The sequence below is a fragment of the Streptomyces sp. NPDC058877 genome, assembly GCF_042742855.1.
Classification (GTDB): domain Bacteria; phylum Actinomycetota; class Actinomycetes; order Streptomycetales; family Streptomycetaceae; genus Streptomyces.
Genome location: NZ_JBHYMF010000014.1, coordinates 55,469 through 67,656, shown reverse-complemented (window position 1 = coordinate 67,656; position 12,188 = coordinate 55,469). Strand labels below are relative to the sequence as shown.

The 12,188-nt window shown below is 72.2% G+C and carries 16 protein-coding genes and 1 tRNA gene; 5 read left to right on the top strand and 12 right to left on the bottom strand.

Annotation, left to right across the window (positions count from 1 at the left end; genetic code table 11):
- Window positions 1-29: 29 nt before the first annotated feature.
- The 4 genes from ACFW2Y_RS05815 to ACFW2Y_RS05800 all read right to left on the bottom strand — a co-directional run bounded on the left by ACFW2Y_RS05815 (window position 30) and on the right by ACFW2Y_RS05800 (window position 1,697).
- Window positions 30-114: transfer RNA gene (locus ACFW2Y_RS05815), tRNA-Ser, on the bottom strand.
- 67 nt (window positions 115-181) lie between these two features.
- On the bottom strand, window positions 182-610 hold the full coding sequence (tadA, locus tag ACFW2Y_RS05810; RefSeq protein ID WP_384874062.1) for a tRNA adenosine(34) deaminase TadA: 429 nt from the start codon (window positions 608-610) through the stop codon (window positions 182-184).
- 89 nt (window positions 611-699) lie between these two features.
- Window positions 700-1,230 carry a hypothetical protein gene (locus ACFW2Y_RS05805; protein ID WP_384874059.1) on the bottom strand — a complete coding sequence of 177 codons (531 nt, stop codon included), beginning with the start codon at window positions 1,228-1,230 and terminating at the stop codon, window positions 700-702.
- 257 nt (window positions 1,231-1,487) lie between these two features.
- Window positions 1,488-1,697, bottom strand: a complete 210-nt coding sequence (locus ACFW2Y_RS05800; RefSeq protein WP_384874049.1) for a hypothetical protein — start codon at window positions 1,695-1,697, stop codon at window positions 1,488-1,490.
- Between the two features lie 92 nt (window positions 1,698-1,789).
- Between ACFW2Y_RS05800 and upp the strand changes: the two genes are divergently transcribed.
- Window positions 1,790-2,425, top strand: a complete 636-nt coding sequence (gene upp, locus ACFW2Y_RS05795) for a uracil phosphoribosyltransferase (protein ID WP_352025374.1) — start codon at window positions 1,790-1,792, stop codon at window positions 2,423-2,425.
- 24 nt (window positions 2,426-2,449) lie between these two features.
- On the opposite strand, the gene ACFW2Y_RS05790 is transcribed toward upp, so the two are convergent.
- The 6 genes from ACFW2Y_RS05790 to ACFW2Y_RS05765 all read right to left on the bottom strand — a co-directional run bounded on the left by ACFW2Y_RS05790 (window position 2,450) and on the right by ACFW2Y_RS05765 (window position 7,361).
- Window positions 2,450-3,073 (bottom strand): LytR C-terminal domain-containing protein, encoded by a 624-nt coding sequence (locus ACFW2Y_RS05790; RefSeq protein WP_384874046.1) that lies wholly within the window; start codon window positions 3,071-3,073, stop codon window positions 2,450-2,452.
- A gap of 121 nt (window positions 3,074-3,194) precedes the next feature.
- Window positions 3,195-3,491 (bottom strand): type II toxin-antitoxin system VapB family antitoxin, encoded by a 297-nt coding sequence (locus tag ACFW2Y_RS05785; RefSeq protein WP_030209440.1) that lies wholly within the window; start codon window positions 3,489-3,491, stop codon window positions 3,195-3,197.
- A gap of 393 nt (window positions 3,492-3,884) precedes the next feature.
- Window positions 3,885-5,438 carry a M28 family metallopeptidase gene (locus ACFW2Y_RS05780; protein WP_384874042.1) on the bottom strand — a complete coding sequence of 518 codons (1,554 nt, stop codon included), beginning with the start codon at window positions 5,436-5,438 and terminating at the stop codon, window positions 3,885-3,887.
- A gap of 327 nt (window positions 5,439-5,765) precedes the next feature.
- Window positions 5,766-6,335, bottom strand: a complete 570-nt coding sequence (locus ACFW2Y_RS05775) for an RBBP9/YdeN family alpha/beta hydrolase (protein ID WP_384874040.1) — start codon at window positions 6,333-6,335, stop codon at window positions 5,766-5,768.
- 75 nt (window positions 6,336-6,410) lie between these two features.
- On the bottom strand, window positions 6,411-7,049 hold the full coding sequence (locus ACFW2Y_RS05770; RefSeq protein WP_384874037.1) for a TetR/AcrR family transcriptional regulator: 639 nt from the start codon (window positions 7,047-7,049) through the stop codon (window positions 6,411-6,413).
- A 24-nt stretch (window positions 7,050-7,073) separates the two neighbouring features.
- Complete coding sequence (locus ACFW2Y_RS05765; RefSeq protein WP_384874035.1) at window positions 7,074-7,361, bottom strand: metal-sensitive transcriptional regulator; 288 nt, start codon at window positions 7,359-7,361, stop codon at window positions 7,074-7,076.
- 571 nt (window positions 7,362-7,932) lie between these two features.
- Between ACFW2Y_RS05765 and ACFW2Y_RS05760 the strand changes: the two genes are divergently transcribed.
- Complete coding sequence (locus tag ACFW2Y_RS05760; RefSeq protein ID WP_384874032.1) at window positions 7,933-8,559, top strand: MarC family protein; 627 nt, start codon at window positions 7,933-7,935, stop codon at window positions 8,557-8,559.
- Window positions 8,560-8,593: 34 nt separating this feature from the next.
- Here the strand turns inward: ACFW2Y_RS05760 and ACFW2Y_RS05755 are convergent, their stop codons facing one another.
- On the bottom strand, window positions 8,594-8,758 hold the full coding sequence (locus ACFW2Y_RS05755; protein WP_384874029.1) for a hypothetical protein: 165 nt from the start codon (window positions 8,756-8,758) through the stop codon (window positions 8,594-8,596).
- An 80-nt stretch (window positions 8,759-8,838) separates the two neighbouring features.
- Between ACFW2Y_RS05755 and ACFW2Y_RS05750 the strand changes: the two genes are divergently transcribed.
- Together ACFW2Y_RS05750 and ACFW2Y_RS05745 are read left to right on the top strand one after the other, a co-directional pair.
- On the top strand, window positions 8,839-9,318 hold the full coding sequence (locus ACFW2Y_RS05750) for a helix-turn-helix domain-containing protein (RefSeq protein ID WP_384874026.1): 480 nt from the start codon (window positions 8,839-8,841) through the stop codon (window positions 9,316-9,318).
- Window positions 9,319-9,350: 32 nt separating this feature from the next.
- Window positions 9,351-9,893 (top strand): hypothetical protein, encoded by a 543-nt coding sequence (locus ACFW2Y_RS05745; RefSeq protein WP_384874024.1) that lies wholly within the window; start codon window positions 9,351-9,353, stop codon window positions 9,891-9,893.
- Here the strand turns inward: ACFW2Y_RS05745 and ACFW2Y_RS05740 are convergent.
- Window positions 9,890-10,867, bottom strand: a complete 978-nt coding sequence (locus ACFW2Y_RS05740; protein ID WP_384874022.1) for a DUF5937 family protein — start codon at window positions 10,865-10,867, stop codon at window positions 9,890-9,892. The genes ACFW2Y_RS05745 and ACFW2Y_RS05740 overlap by 4 nt on opposite strands.
- Before the next feature lie 86 nt (window positions 10,868-10,953).
- On the opposite strand from ACFW2Y_RS05740, the gene ACFW2Y_RS05735 reads away from it, so the two are divergent.
- Window positions 10,954-12,159, top strand: coding sequence for an MFS transporter (locus ACFW2Y_RS05735; RefSeq protein ID WP_384874020.1), 1,206 nt, complete (start codon window positions 10,954-10,956; stop codon window positions 12,157-12,159).
- Window positions 12,160-12,188 lie beyond the last annotated feature (29 nt).

Genomic DNA, 12,188 nt, shown 5'->3' with positions numbered 1-12,188 from the left:
GTGCATTGCACCGGGCCCTTCGATCGAAGCGGTAGCGGAGGGATTTGAACCCTCGGTGAGTTTCCCCACACTCGCTTTCGAGGCGAGCTCCTTCGGCCGCTCGGACACGCTACCGAGAGAGAGCTTAGCGGAAACTGGCGCTGCGATGAAATCCGTATCCCCGCCGAGGTCAGCGGGGATGTCAGCGGGCCCGGAAGAAGGCCGTCAACTGCTCCGCGCACTCCGCCCCGAGCACCCCGTGGATCACCTCGGGACGGTGGTTCAGCCGCTGGTCCCGCACGAGGTCCCAGAGCGAACCCGCCGCCCCCGCCTTCTCGTCCACGGCCCCGAACACCACCCGCTCGACCCGCGACTGGACGAGTGCACCCGCGCACATCACGCACGGCTCCAGGGTCACGACCAGCGTGCAGCCGGTGAGCCGCCACTCCCCGGTCGCCGAGGCCGCCCGGCGCAGGGCGAGCACCTCGGCGTGTGCCGTGGGGTCACCGGTGGCCTCCCGCTCGTTGTGCGCGAGCGAGAGGACCGTGCCGTCCGGACCGAGCACGACCGCGCCCACCGGTACGTCACCGGTCGGAACGGCCGCGTCCGCCTCGGCGAGCGCGAGCCGCATGGCGTCCCGCCAGGGGTCCCGGACGGGGTCCCGGTCCGGGGCGGGTCCCGAATCGGCCACGGGGTCGGGCACGGGTGCTGCGGGTGCCACTAGCGGACGGCCTCCAGGACCTCGGCGGCGCCCAGTGCCCCTGCGATCTCTGCGAGCGCGTCGCTCTCCAGGGCCAGCAGGTCTTCCGTGGACATGCCGAGGTCCGCCAGGATCAGCCGGTCGCCCACCGGGGCGGCCGGGACGGCCTCGGCGGCGACCGAGCCGATCTCGTCGTCCTCGTCGGCGTCGAACGGCTCCCCGTCCTCGGTGCCGTCCAGGTTCAGCGTCTCCAGCTCGTCGTCCAGGTCGTCCAGGTCGTCACCGAGCAGTTCCCGGGTGAGCATCTCCCCGTACGAGGAGCGGGCGGCTGCGGCCCCGTCCGAGACGTAGATGCGGGGATCCTCCTCGCCCTCGATCCGGACGATCCCGAACCACGCGTCCTCCTGCTCGATGAAGGCGATCACCGTGTCGTCGTCCGAGGCTCCACGGGCAAGATCGGCCAGATCCGACAGGGTCTCCACGTCGTCGAGCTCCATGTCGCTCGCTTCCCACCCGTCTTCGGTGCGCGCGAGCAGTGCGGCGAAGTACACCTGACTCTCTCCCACTGATCAGAGGTGTGACGTTCTGGCGGCGCGCTCCTGATGCCTCGCCCCATCGGCATCGTGACAGAAAGGACGCCGTCAGGAGAGGTCTTCGGCTCTTGCGTCGTGCATCAGTCTGAACGACCCCGCGATCGGGCGGGCGTGCGACCCCGGCGCGCGATGGGGGCGCGCAACGGGAAGACCAGCCGGTGCCCGGGGACCACCGAGGGGGAGGCGCGGTCACGGGCAGGGCGCCCCTGCACGGCTCACCAGCGGAAGGTCCGCATCCGCATGGCCTGGCGCATCCGGGCGGCCCGGGCGCGCCGCGGCTGCACCCGCTCGCGCAGCGCCTTGGCCTCGTTCAGCTCGCGCAGGAACTGGGCGCGGCGCCTGCGGCGCTCCGCGTCGGTCTCCACCGCCGGCGTGCGGGCCGCCCCCTCGGCGGCGTCCTCGGCCGGTTCTTCCAGGTCGGGCATCTGCCACACCACCCCGTCACTGGGTCCCCGTGCCCCCACTCTCCCCCAGCGTCGTGGGTCGACGCCAGTGCGGGGCGGGCTACTGTTGGGGCATGCGTCTCCACGTCGTCGACCACCCTCTGGTCGCCCACAAGCTCACCACCCTGCGCGACAAGCGCACGGACTCCGCCACCTTCCGCCGTCTCGCCGACGAGCTGGTCACCCTGCTCGCCTACGAGGCCACCAGGGACGTGCGGACCGAGCAGGTCGACATCGAGACCCCCGTCACGCCCACGACGGGCGTGAAGCTGTCGCACCCGCGTCCGCTGGTGGTCCCGATCCTGCGCGCCGGGCTCGGCATGCTCGACGGAATGGTCCGGCTGCTCCCGACGGCGGAGGTCGGCTTCCTGGGCATGATCCGCAACGAGGAGACGCTGGAGGCGTCGACCTACGCCACGCGGATGCCGGAGGACCTCTCGGGCCGCCAGGTGTACGTCCTGGACCCGATGCTGGCGACCGGTGGCACCCTGGTCGCCGCGATCCAGGAGCTCATCAGGCGCGGCGCCGACGACGTGACCGCCGTGGTGCTCCTCGCCGCCCCGGAGGGCGTCGAGGTCATGGAGCGCGAGCTCGCCGGCACGCCGGTGACCGTGGTGACGGCCTCGGTCGACGAGCGGCTCAACGAGAACGGCTACATCGTCCCGGGCCTGGGCGACGCCGGCGACCGGATGTACGGCTCGGCCGAGTAGGCCGGCCGGAGGCCGGTTCGGCCCTCAACACTTTCCGGTCGGTACGGGCGCGGGCTTGGTCAGGGCGACCAGGGCCGCGTCCGCCGCCGTCTTCGGGGACAGCGTCTTGAAGGCGGTCCCGATGATCAGGTCCACGTCCGTCGTGGCCCGGGCGTCCGTCTTGGTCGTGGTCCCCGCGAGCTGGGTTCCGAGGACCGCGAAGGCGCCCTTGGTGGCGGCCGGCGCGCCGAGGAGCAGTCCGGCGCCCGGGACCTTCTTGTCGTAGTCGGCGGGCGCGTTCCCGATCTTGCCGATGGTGAAGCCGCGCTTCTTGAGCTCGTCCGCGGTCGCCTTGGCCAGTCCGCTGCGGGGGGTCGCGTTGTAGACGTTGACCGTGATCTGCGCGGGTTTCGGGAGGGCGACGGGCGTGGGAGTGGCCGTGGGCGCGGGTTTGCAGTCGGTCTGCTTCCCAGCCGCCTTCGTTCCCTCGTTGCCCGAGAAGACGTCGACGAGCTGGAGCGTCCCCCAGCCGGCCGCGCCGAGCACGACCACGGCGGACGCGGTCGCGAGGATGATCCTGCGCCGACGGTGGGGGCGGCGCATGCGGGGGTAGACGTCCCCCGTGATGCGGTACTTGCCGCCCATGCCGGGGGGAGTGAGCATGCTCATGGTCGCAGCGTAATGCCGTGCGCCGACGATGCCTACTTGATGATCATGTGATCGCGTCCGGATGGCGGCGAACTGACCACGAAAGGGTCAGCAGCCCGGGGCTCCGGAGTGCCCCGGCCGTTCAGTCGAGTTCCAGCACCCGGGCGTGCAGCACCTGGCGCTGCTGGAGCGCCGCGCGGACGGCGCGGTGCAGTCCGTCCTCGAGGTAGAGGTCGCCCTGCCACTTCACGACGTGTGCGAAGAGGTCGCCGTAGAAGGTGGAGTCCTCGGCGAGCAGGGTCTCCAGGTCCAGCTGGCCCTTGGTGGTGACCAGCTGGTCGAGGCGGACCGGGCGCGGGGCGACGTCCGCCCACTGCCGGGTGCTTTCCCGGCCGTGGTCGGGATACGGCTTTCCGTTTCCGATGCGCTTGAAGATCACACGGAAAGCCTACCGGGCGAGCGGCTCCCGGCGCAGCCACGCAAGGCCGACGAGATGTCGTTGCAGAACGCAACAAAACGGAAAACTGGGGTGAATACAGGGAAACGGAAGAGTGTCCACCGGGTGGTGCGGCGGCCGGTGGGTGGGGGCGGCGGCAGGAGGAAGCCGCCCCGGCCCGCCGCCGAGCAGCGGCCGGCCGGGACGGCGCCGGCCGGGGGGAGCCGGCCGGGGCGACGGGGGAGCGGGGGCTCCCCGTGCGGAGGGAGCCCTCGCCCGCCGAGCGGGCGGTGGACACGAGGGCCCGGTCCCGGTCTTCCGGTCCCGGTCGATCGCGCCCGGTGGGTGCCGGGGGTCAGCCGCTCGGCTTCCGGGACCACCCGTGGGCGGAGGCGGTTACTCCGTCACCTCGTGGTGGTCGTCGTGCAGGCCGCCGCCGCTGCCCGCGTCGCCGGTGGTCGGGGTGGAGACGACCGGCTTGCGCAGGGAGGAGATGTCGTGGGCGTAGGTGCCCACGGCGTTGGCGATGACGTCGATGTTGACGTCGAAGGCCGTCATGTCGATGTTGCTGATGTCATCGCCCTTGGCGTGGTAGTTCACGTCGTACGCGACGCCGGCGGTGCCGCCGAACTTGGCTGCCTGGGCAGCGGTCTTGATGCCCTCGGCGCCGGTGAAGGTGCCTCCGGAGGGGATGCCGACCTCGATGAACGGGCCGTAGTCGGAGCGGCCGGTGAAGTCGGTGCCCTCGTGCGGAATCCCGCGCTTGTCCATGAAGTCGGTGATGGCGCGCTCCAGTTGGGCGGAGCCCTCGGGGCCGGGGCCGGCCCCGACGCCGTCCGAGTCGTCGCCGTCGTACACGAACAGGCCGTAGTTGGGCGAAGCGATCATGTCGAAGTTGAGGTAGAGCTTGATCTCGCCCTTGTCGAGCGGGGTGAGGGTGTTCACGTAGTGCTCGGAGCCGAGGAGACCGAGCTCTTCGGCGGACCACCAGGCGAAGCGGACCTTGTTGCGGACCTTGTCCTTCGACTTGGCGAGTTCCAGCGCGGTCTGCAGGAGGCCCGCGGAGCCGGAGCCGTTGTCGTTGATGCCGGGGCCCGCGGTGACGGAGTCGAGGTGCGAACCGAGCATCACGGTGTTGGCGGCGTTGCCGCCCCTGGTCTCCGCGATCACGTTGTTGGTGGAGCGGTTCTCCAGGAGCTGGCGGACCTCGAAGGAGAGCTCGACCGGGCCCGCGGCGAGGTCGGCGGCGAGCTGTTGGCCCTCGGCCAGGCTGAGGCCGGCGGTCGGGATCCGGCCGGCGTCCGCGGCACCCAGGGTGCCGGAGAGGGTGCCGTCCACGTTGTTGTAGATCGCCGCGCCGACGGCGCCGGCCGCGGCGGCGTTCTGCTGCTTGAGGGCGAAGGTGCAGCCGCCGCGCTTGATCAGCGCGATCTTGCCGGTGAAGTCGCCCGAGGCGAAGTCGCCGGGCTCGCAGCCGGTGGTGCCGTCGGCGTCGACGGGCACGGCCGCCAGGTCGGCGGTGATGCCGCCGACCGGGGTGGACTTGGTGTACGTCATCGCCTTGACCTCGACCGTCCGGGGCGCGGGTGCGACCACGGCGGCCTTCTCGGCGAGCGTCTCGGTGTAGACGAAGTCGAACTTCTGGTAGTGGACGTCGTATCCGGCCTTCTTGAGCTGCGTGTAGACGTAGGCGGCCGAGGCGTCGTGCCCGAGTGTGCCGGCGGCGCGGTTCCCGCCGGCCGAATCGGCTATCGCCTGGAACTTCAGCAGGTGCTTGTAGGCGTCCTGGGCGGTGGTTTCGCGGACCAGCTTCTTCGCCAGCTTGGCGGCGTCTCGGGCGGGCGCTGCCGCGGGGTCCTGACCCGCGGTGGCGGGGGAGGCGAGGACCAGCGGGGTGGCGAGGGCGGCGGCGGCGAGGATGGCCGCGGCACGGCGCTGGGATGCGTTCACAGAAGTCCTTCCCGGTGCGGACGACGAGGTTGAAGGGGAAGCTAGCGATCGGAGGGGTGTTCTGTGAACACATCCGTCACGATTCCTGTCAGATCAAACAGGAATGAAATCTGGAGTTATCAATTCCCTTTCCAGCGGCCGGCTTTCGTCGCCTTCGCTCCCTTCGTGGCCGTTGCTGCCGACTTCACCTCCTGACCGCTCCCCCTTTCCCGGAGGTTCCCGTCCCGGGGCGCGGTGCGACCCGGGACGCACGGGCCGATCATCACCCGCCGGCGGGCCGTCCGCCCGGTGGGTTCACCCCTTGGTGAAGCGGTCGCGGGCGCCGGGTCACGCCCGGGAGTTTCCCCCCACCCGTACGGTCGGGTCCTCGCACCACTCCAGGAGCGAAGGCCACTCCCCGTACCCCGAGTCGGGGTCGAGGTGCTCGCCGTCCGGCACGAGGTCCGCGTCCAGCCCGAGCGGGACCCCGTAGTGGAGGCCGGCGCCCTCCGGGCAGTACGGGTCCCCGTACCCGTACACCAGACGGGCCCCGGGAAGCGGCTCCGTGAGGTCCAGGCCGTCGGCGAAGGCGGCGATCTCCGGGATCGACGCGGTGACCCCGGGCGAGGGCGGGGCGATCAGCAGGACCCGGTCGGCGTCCGGCCGCCGGTCCCCCGCCCGCAACCACAGCAGGACCGACAGGCTGTGCGCCAGCACCACGAACTCGCCTTCGGCCGGCCGCTCGCCGTGCTCCGCCAGTGCGTCGAGCCACTCGTCGAGCACGGGGGCGTCCGGCGCGGGCAACTGGGGGTAGCGGACCTCGTGGCCGCGCCCGTGCAGCTCGCCGGCGAGCCAGTGCTGCCAGTGGGCGGGCGGGCGGTGGTTCTGGAAGCCGTGCAGGATCAGGTACGTGGTCATGGCGTGATCTTGCGTCGGCTCGCGTCGTCGGTCCACCACCGTCCACGAAGCGGTCGCGCGCTCCGCGGGGCGGGCTCAGGCGCGCAGGGCCAGCAGCTCCCGCACGCCGGCCTTGAGCCGATCGGGCGACAGCTCCTGCTCGACCGTCAGGTGGTGCATGACGTCCGGTGAGAACGGGGCGAGCACCAGGTGGGCGAGGAGCGTGCTGTCGGCGCCCGGTCTGAGCCGGCCGATGAGCAGGGCCACGTGCGTGTGCATCACCCGGTACGCCCCGCTGTGGTAGCGGGTTCCGGGCGCGGCGGAGTGCGCGGCGAGCAGCAGTTCGCGCTGCTCGCCGACCCGGTCGACGAGGGCGTCGAGGAAGGCGTCGAGCCGCTCCGCGGGCGGGGCTCCCGGGCCCAGCGGGGGCGGGCCGCTCATGTACGCCTCCTGGAACTGGCGCTCACGGTCGTCGAGGAGCGCCCACAGGAGCTGCGAGACGTCGCCGAAGCGGCGGTAGACCGTGCCGACGCCGATGCCACTGGCGTGGGCGACCTGGTTCATGGTGACGGCGCGGGGGCCCTCTTCGGCGATGATCCGGGCGGCTGCGTCGAGGATCCTGCGGCGGTTCCGGGCCGCGTCGGCGCGCTCGGGGGCGGGGGCGTCCACGGTGGGGAGCAGCCCGCGCAAGGGCACCGCCGTCCGCTCACCGGCCCGTGGGTTCTCCGTGCTCATCTGCCGACTCCTCTCCTTTCGGCCCTACGCCAGCGAGAGGAAGAGCTTCTCCAGGCGGGCCCGCATGGCGTCGCGGTCCTCGCCGTCCTTGTGCCCGTCCTCGATGTCGGTCAGACACTGCTGGAGTCCGGTCGCGATGATGGCGAATCCGGCCCGGTCGAGGGCCCGGGAGGCGGCGGCCAACTGGGTCACGACCTCCTCGCAGTCGCGTCCTTCCTCGATCATCCGGATCACGCCGGAGATCTGTCCCTGTGCCCGGCGCAGCCGGTTCAGCACCGACTTGAGTTCTGCGCCCGCGAGATCGAGTTCCACTGCCACTCCTCCACAGATACCCCACGGGGTAATTTACTCCCCGGCGCGGGGTCCCGTCGAAGACCAAGGATGACACTTGCGGCACCGGACGCCCCGATCGGTCACCTTGCGTGATGAGTGCGGGACTTGGAGTGACGTTCAGTGTCGTTGACGTGACCGCTTCCCCGACCGCGCCCCCGCCCCCTCGCACCCCGCCCGCGGGCCGTGCCGCCGCCTCCTGCACCCCGCCGGGCCGCCCTCGCGGCCCCCTTCCCCGCCTCGGGGTGCGCTCGGGGGGCTCGGCGCGGTGGTGCACTCGACCCGGGGCACCGGCCTGTGGGAGCGCACGGACCGGTGGGGGGTGCGGGCCGTGGTGAAGGTGGCCCGGGGCGTTCGGATTCGGATCAGTCCCGGGTCGGTCCCGTCCCGTCGATCGGGCGGATGACCAGCGGGCGGTCCGGGGAGCCGGCCGGGGGCGGGCGGCGGGCCACCTCTCGCGGGAGGGTCAAAGCCGGTCCGCCGTCCTCGATACCGTAAGGAGGAAAAAAGGATGAAACCTTACTAAACGCCCGAAAGGCTCATGGTCTCCGACGTGGACGTATTCACCTTCTCCGCCGCCTTCATCACCTTCTTCTCCGTCGTCGGTCCGCCGAAGGTCCTCCTCGCCTTCGGCGGGCTCGCCCAGGTGCACCCCGTCAGCCAGCTGCGGACCATCGCGCTCATCTCCTCGGGCTCAGCCGTCCTGGTGGGCCTCCTCACCGGCATCACGGCCCCCTGGCTGCTCGACGTCTTCCACATCAGCACGCCCGCGCTCCAGCTCGCCGGCGGCGTCATCTTCTTCCTCTACGCCGTCGGCCTCGTCCTCGGCTACCACCTCGGCTCGGACGGCACCCACCAGGACGCGCCCGACCTGGTCAGCGGACTGCGCGAGCTGCTCATGCCGTACGTCGTGAGCCCGCTCGCCATGACCGCCGTGCTCATCGAGGCGGCGGCCCGCGACTCCTTCAGCTGGCGCTCGACGGTCGTCGGCGCGTACGTGGCCGTCATCGCCCTCGACCTGATCTGCGTGCTGCTCCTCGCCCGGCTCCTGCGCCGCACCCACCACGCCACGATCGAGCTCCTCGGCCGCCTCCTGGGCCTGCTGCTCGCCGCCGTCGGAGTCGACCTCGTCCTCGACGGCCTCGGCGACCTGGGGGTGCCCGGGCTCGACCGCTACTAGGCACAGGTCCCCGGTCAGCGTGCGCATCCGCCGATCAGGTCCGGGCCCGGCCCGCCGGGTCTTTGCGGGGCGGCCTGCTGCGAGCGCCCCGGATCAGCAGGCGCCGGACCCCGAGCCGACCGTGCCGCCCGGCGCACCGGGGCTCCCGCCCCTCGACGTCGTAGCGGACGCGTGCGGTGCCGACGGTGACGGTGGCCATGACCTCTGCTTCCGGTGGACGTGACGGTGGACGGAACGGTGGAAGGACCGCCACCGACCCCGCAGCAGGAGCGGTGCTCGGTGGCGACACCGAGGACCCTGCCGGCCGAAGACCCCCTCCGGGAGAGCCCCACCGACCCTGGGACCGCCGGTCCCTGGATGCCGGGCCCCGCACCCGGCAGCATGATCGACGTGACGATCGACCGCCGCGAACTCGCCGATTTCCTGCGCCGTTCCGGCGAACGGGCCCGCCCGCAGGACGCCGGTCTCCCGTCCGGCCCCCGACGCCGCACGCCGGGACCGCGGCGCGAGGAGGTCGCCCAACTGGCCGGCATGTCCGTCGACTACTACGTCCGCCTGGAGCAGGCCCGCGGTCCCCAGCCCTCGCCGCGGATGCTCGCCGCGCTGGCCCGTGCACTGCGCCTCGACTCCGACCAGTGCGACCACCTCCACCTCCTCGCCGGCCACCGTCCGCCCGCCGGTGCCACGGGCGGTGACCACGTCGCGCCCGGTCTGCTGCACCTGCTCGACCAACTCCCAAGACCCCTGCACAGGTCCTGAGCGACCTCGGGGACGTCCTCGCCCAGAACGCGATGGCGCGGTCGTTGTCCGGAGGGGTGTGCACGCTGTCGGAGCACGGACGGAACGTGGTGTGGCGCTGGTTCGCCGACCCGACGGCCCGTACGGCGTATCCGGCCGGGGAACACGCGTACTACAGCCGCCTCCACGTCGCCGACCTGCGCGCGGCCGTCGGCCGCCGCTCCGGCACCCCGGTCGCCGCCCGGCTGGTGGAGCGGCTGCACGGGGTGAGCGGCGGGTTCACGGAGCTCTGGGAGCGGCACGAGGTGGCGGTCCGCCGGCACAGCCGGATGCGGGTCGCGCACCCGGTGATCGGCACGGTGGACCTGGACTGCCAGGTGCTGCTCGCCCCGGAGGGCGAGCAGCGGTTCGTCCTGTTCACCCCGCCGCCCGGCACGGACACGGGGGAGCGCCTCGCCCTGCTCAGGGGGGGTGGGTGCGGAGCAGTTCGTGGCGCACCCGTAGCCGAGCTTGTGGCCGGGGCCGGGGCCGGACTCGTGGCCGTACCGTCCCGGGCCGCCTTCGCCACGGCCCGCGCACCCCCCACCATCCGCTAGGGGCGCAGGAGTTGGTCGGCGACGGCGGTGCGGGCGTAGAGGACGGAGCGACCGCTGCGGTGGGCGGTGACCAGACCGGCGTTCCGGAGGGCGATGAGGTGCTGGGAGACGTTGGCCGCGGACATGCCGCAGTGCGCGGCGAGCCGGGTGGTGGAGGCGGGGGTGTCGAGTTCGGCGAGGAGCAGGGTGCGGGAGCGGCCGAGCACGGCGGCGACGGCATCCGTGGCTTCGGTGGTGCGGGGCTCCCAAACCGTCCCGAAACCCAATGCGGGATAGGCGAGTTGAGGCGGATCCGGATGAACGGAGCGGGTCAGCACACGAGGCCAGACGAAGACGGAGGGGACGAGCAGTAGCCCGGAACCCGCCCGGTCCCGGGTGAGCGCGCAATGACGCCGTACCAGCCGCAGGCCGTCGCCGTCCCACCGCACGGTCTCGTGGAGTTCGCCCAGCACGCGCGCCGAACCGTGCTCGGCGACCTGGCGCGCCCGGTGGAAGACGTCTGCCTCCAGGACCTTCTGGATCCGCGCCCAATAGGGGGCGAGGGCCAGCTCCCAGTACGTTTCGACCTCGTCGGCGACCTTGAGGAGGACGGCCTCGGGGTCGGCGCGCAGGAGCGCCGCCAGGGGCTCGTCGCCGCGCTTCGTCCGCAACCCGTCGAGGTCGTCGCGCACCCGCCCGGCGGGGGTGCGACGGATGGCGTCGAGTTCGGCCGCGAGGCTGGGGAAGGGGCCGGTGGGAATGGGGTTGAGGAAGTCGGCGAGGTAGCCCTGGTCCGGGACGAGCGCGGCGAGCCACCCGCGGTCCAGGCCCGCCCGGACGACCCGGGGCCTGACCTGGGCGGCCCAGCGCCCGTGCGGGGCCGATTCGAGCCCCTGGGAGAGGGTTCGGAAGCTGGTGACGACCTCCCACATGGGGGAGATGGCGAAACGGGTCTGGGAGAGGTCGGTGGTGGAGAAGCTGAGGCCCGATTCCATGCGTCGCACGTCCTGGAGATGGCAAATGGATTCGGCTTGAGCTTAATCATTGGAGGAGGGCGGAGGGCGAGAAGCACTCTCCCCCCATGCCTCCCAACACCTCCCCCTCGGCCTTCCGCGGCCTTCCGTCCGTCGTGTGGACGATCTTCGCGGGAACGATCGTCAACCGCCTCGGCTACCTCGTCACCCCGTTCCTGGTCTTCTTCCTCGCCTCGCGCGGAGTGACCGGCACGGACACCTCGTACGTGCTCGGCGCCCTCGGCGCCGGAAACCTCGTCGGCCCGGCCGTGGGCGGCATCCTCGCCGACCGCATCGGCCGCCGCCCCACGATGCTCATCGGCCTGATCGGTGCGGCAGCCGCCCAGGGCGCGCTCTTCCTGGCCCCGGGCACGGGGACGATGGCCGCGGCGGCACTGCTGATCAGCACCACCGGCAGCGCGGTCTCCCCGGCCGCCTATGCGCTGCTCGCCGACGCCGTCGACGGCGAACGACGGCAGCGGGCGTACGCCCTCTTCGGCTGGGGAGTGAACATCGGCACCGCAGCGGCCGGCGTCCTCGGCGGCTACCTCGCCGCCCACGGCTACTGGCTGCTCTTCGCCGTCGACGCGGGCTCGATGCTGCTGTACGCACTGGTCATCGTCCTCCGCCTGCCGGACCCCAAGCGCCCGCCCGCCGAAGAACGGGCGAAGGACGGCATCGGCTACGGCGTGGTCCTCAGGGACCGCCTCGCCCTGCTCCTGCTGCCGCTCTTCGGCGTCCAGCTCTTCGTGTACTCGCTGACCGAGGTCGCACTTCCGCTCGCCATCCACGACAGCGGCCTCTCGCCCGCGGTGTACGGGGCGATGGCAGCCGTCAACGCCCTCCTCGTGGTCGTCCTCCAACCCTGGGCGACCGCACGGCTGGCCCGCTTTCCGCAGCTTGCGGTGCAGAGCGCGGGCAGTGCGCTGATCGCGGTGGGCGTCGCACTCACCGGCCTCGCCGACGGTCCCGCCGGCTACGCCGTGTCGGTCGTCATCTGGTCGCTCGGCGAAGTCGTCGTCGCGGGCATCGCGGCCGGTGTCTTCGCCAACCTGGCCCCGGCACACGCCCGAGGCCGGTACCAGGGAGCCTTCACCTGGACCTGGGGCACGGCCCGCTTCGGCGCCCTCACCCTGGGAGTCACCACCTACACGGCACTGGGCCCGGCGGCCCTCTGGTGGACGGCGCTCATCGCCGGGACCGCCACGGCGGCGGCAACGCTGGCCCTGAAGGCCCGCATCGCCCGCCGCACCGCCCACGAACTGGTGGCGTGAAGAGGGGGCGGGACCCGCATGCGTGCCCC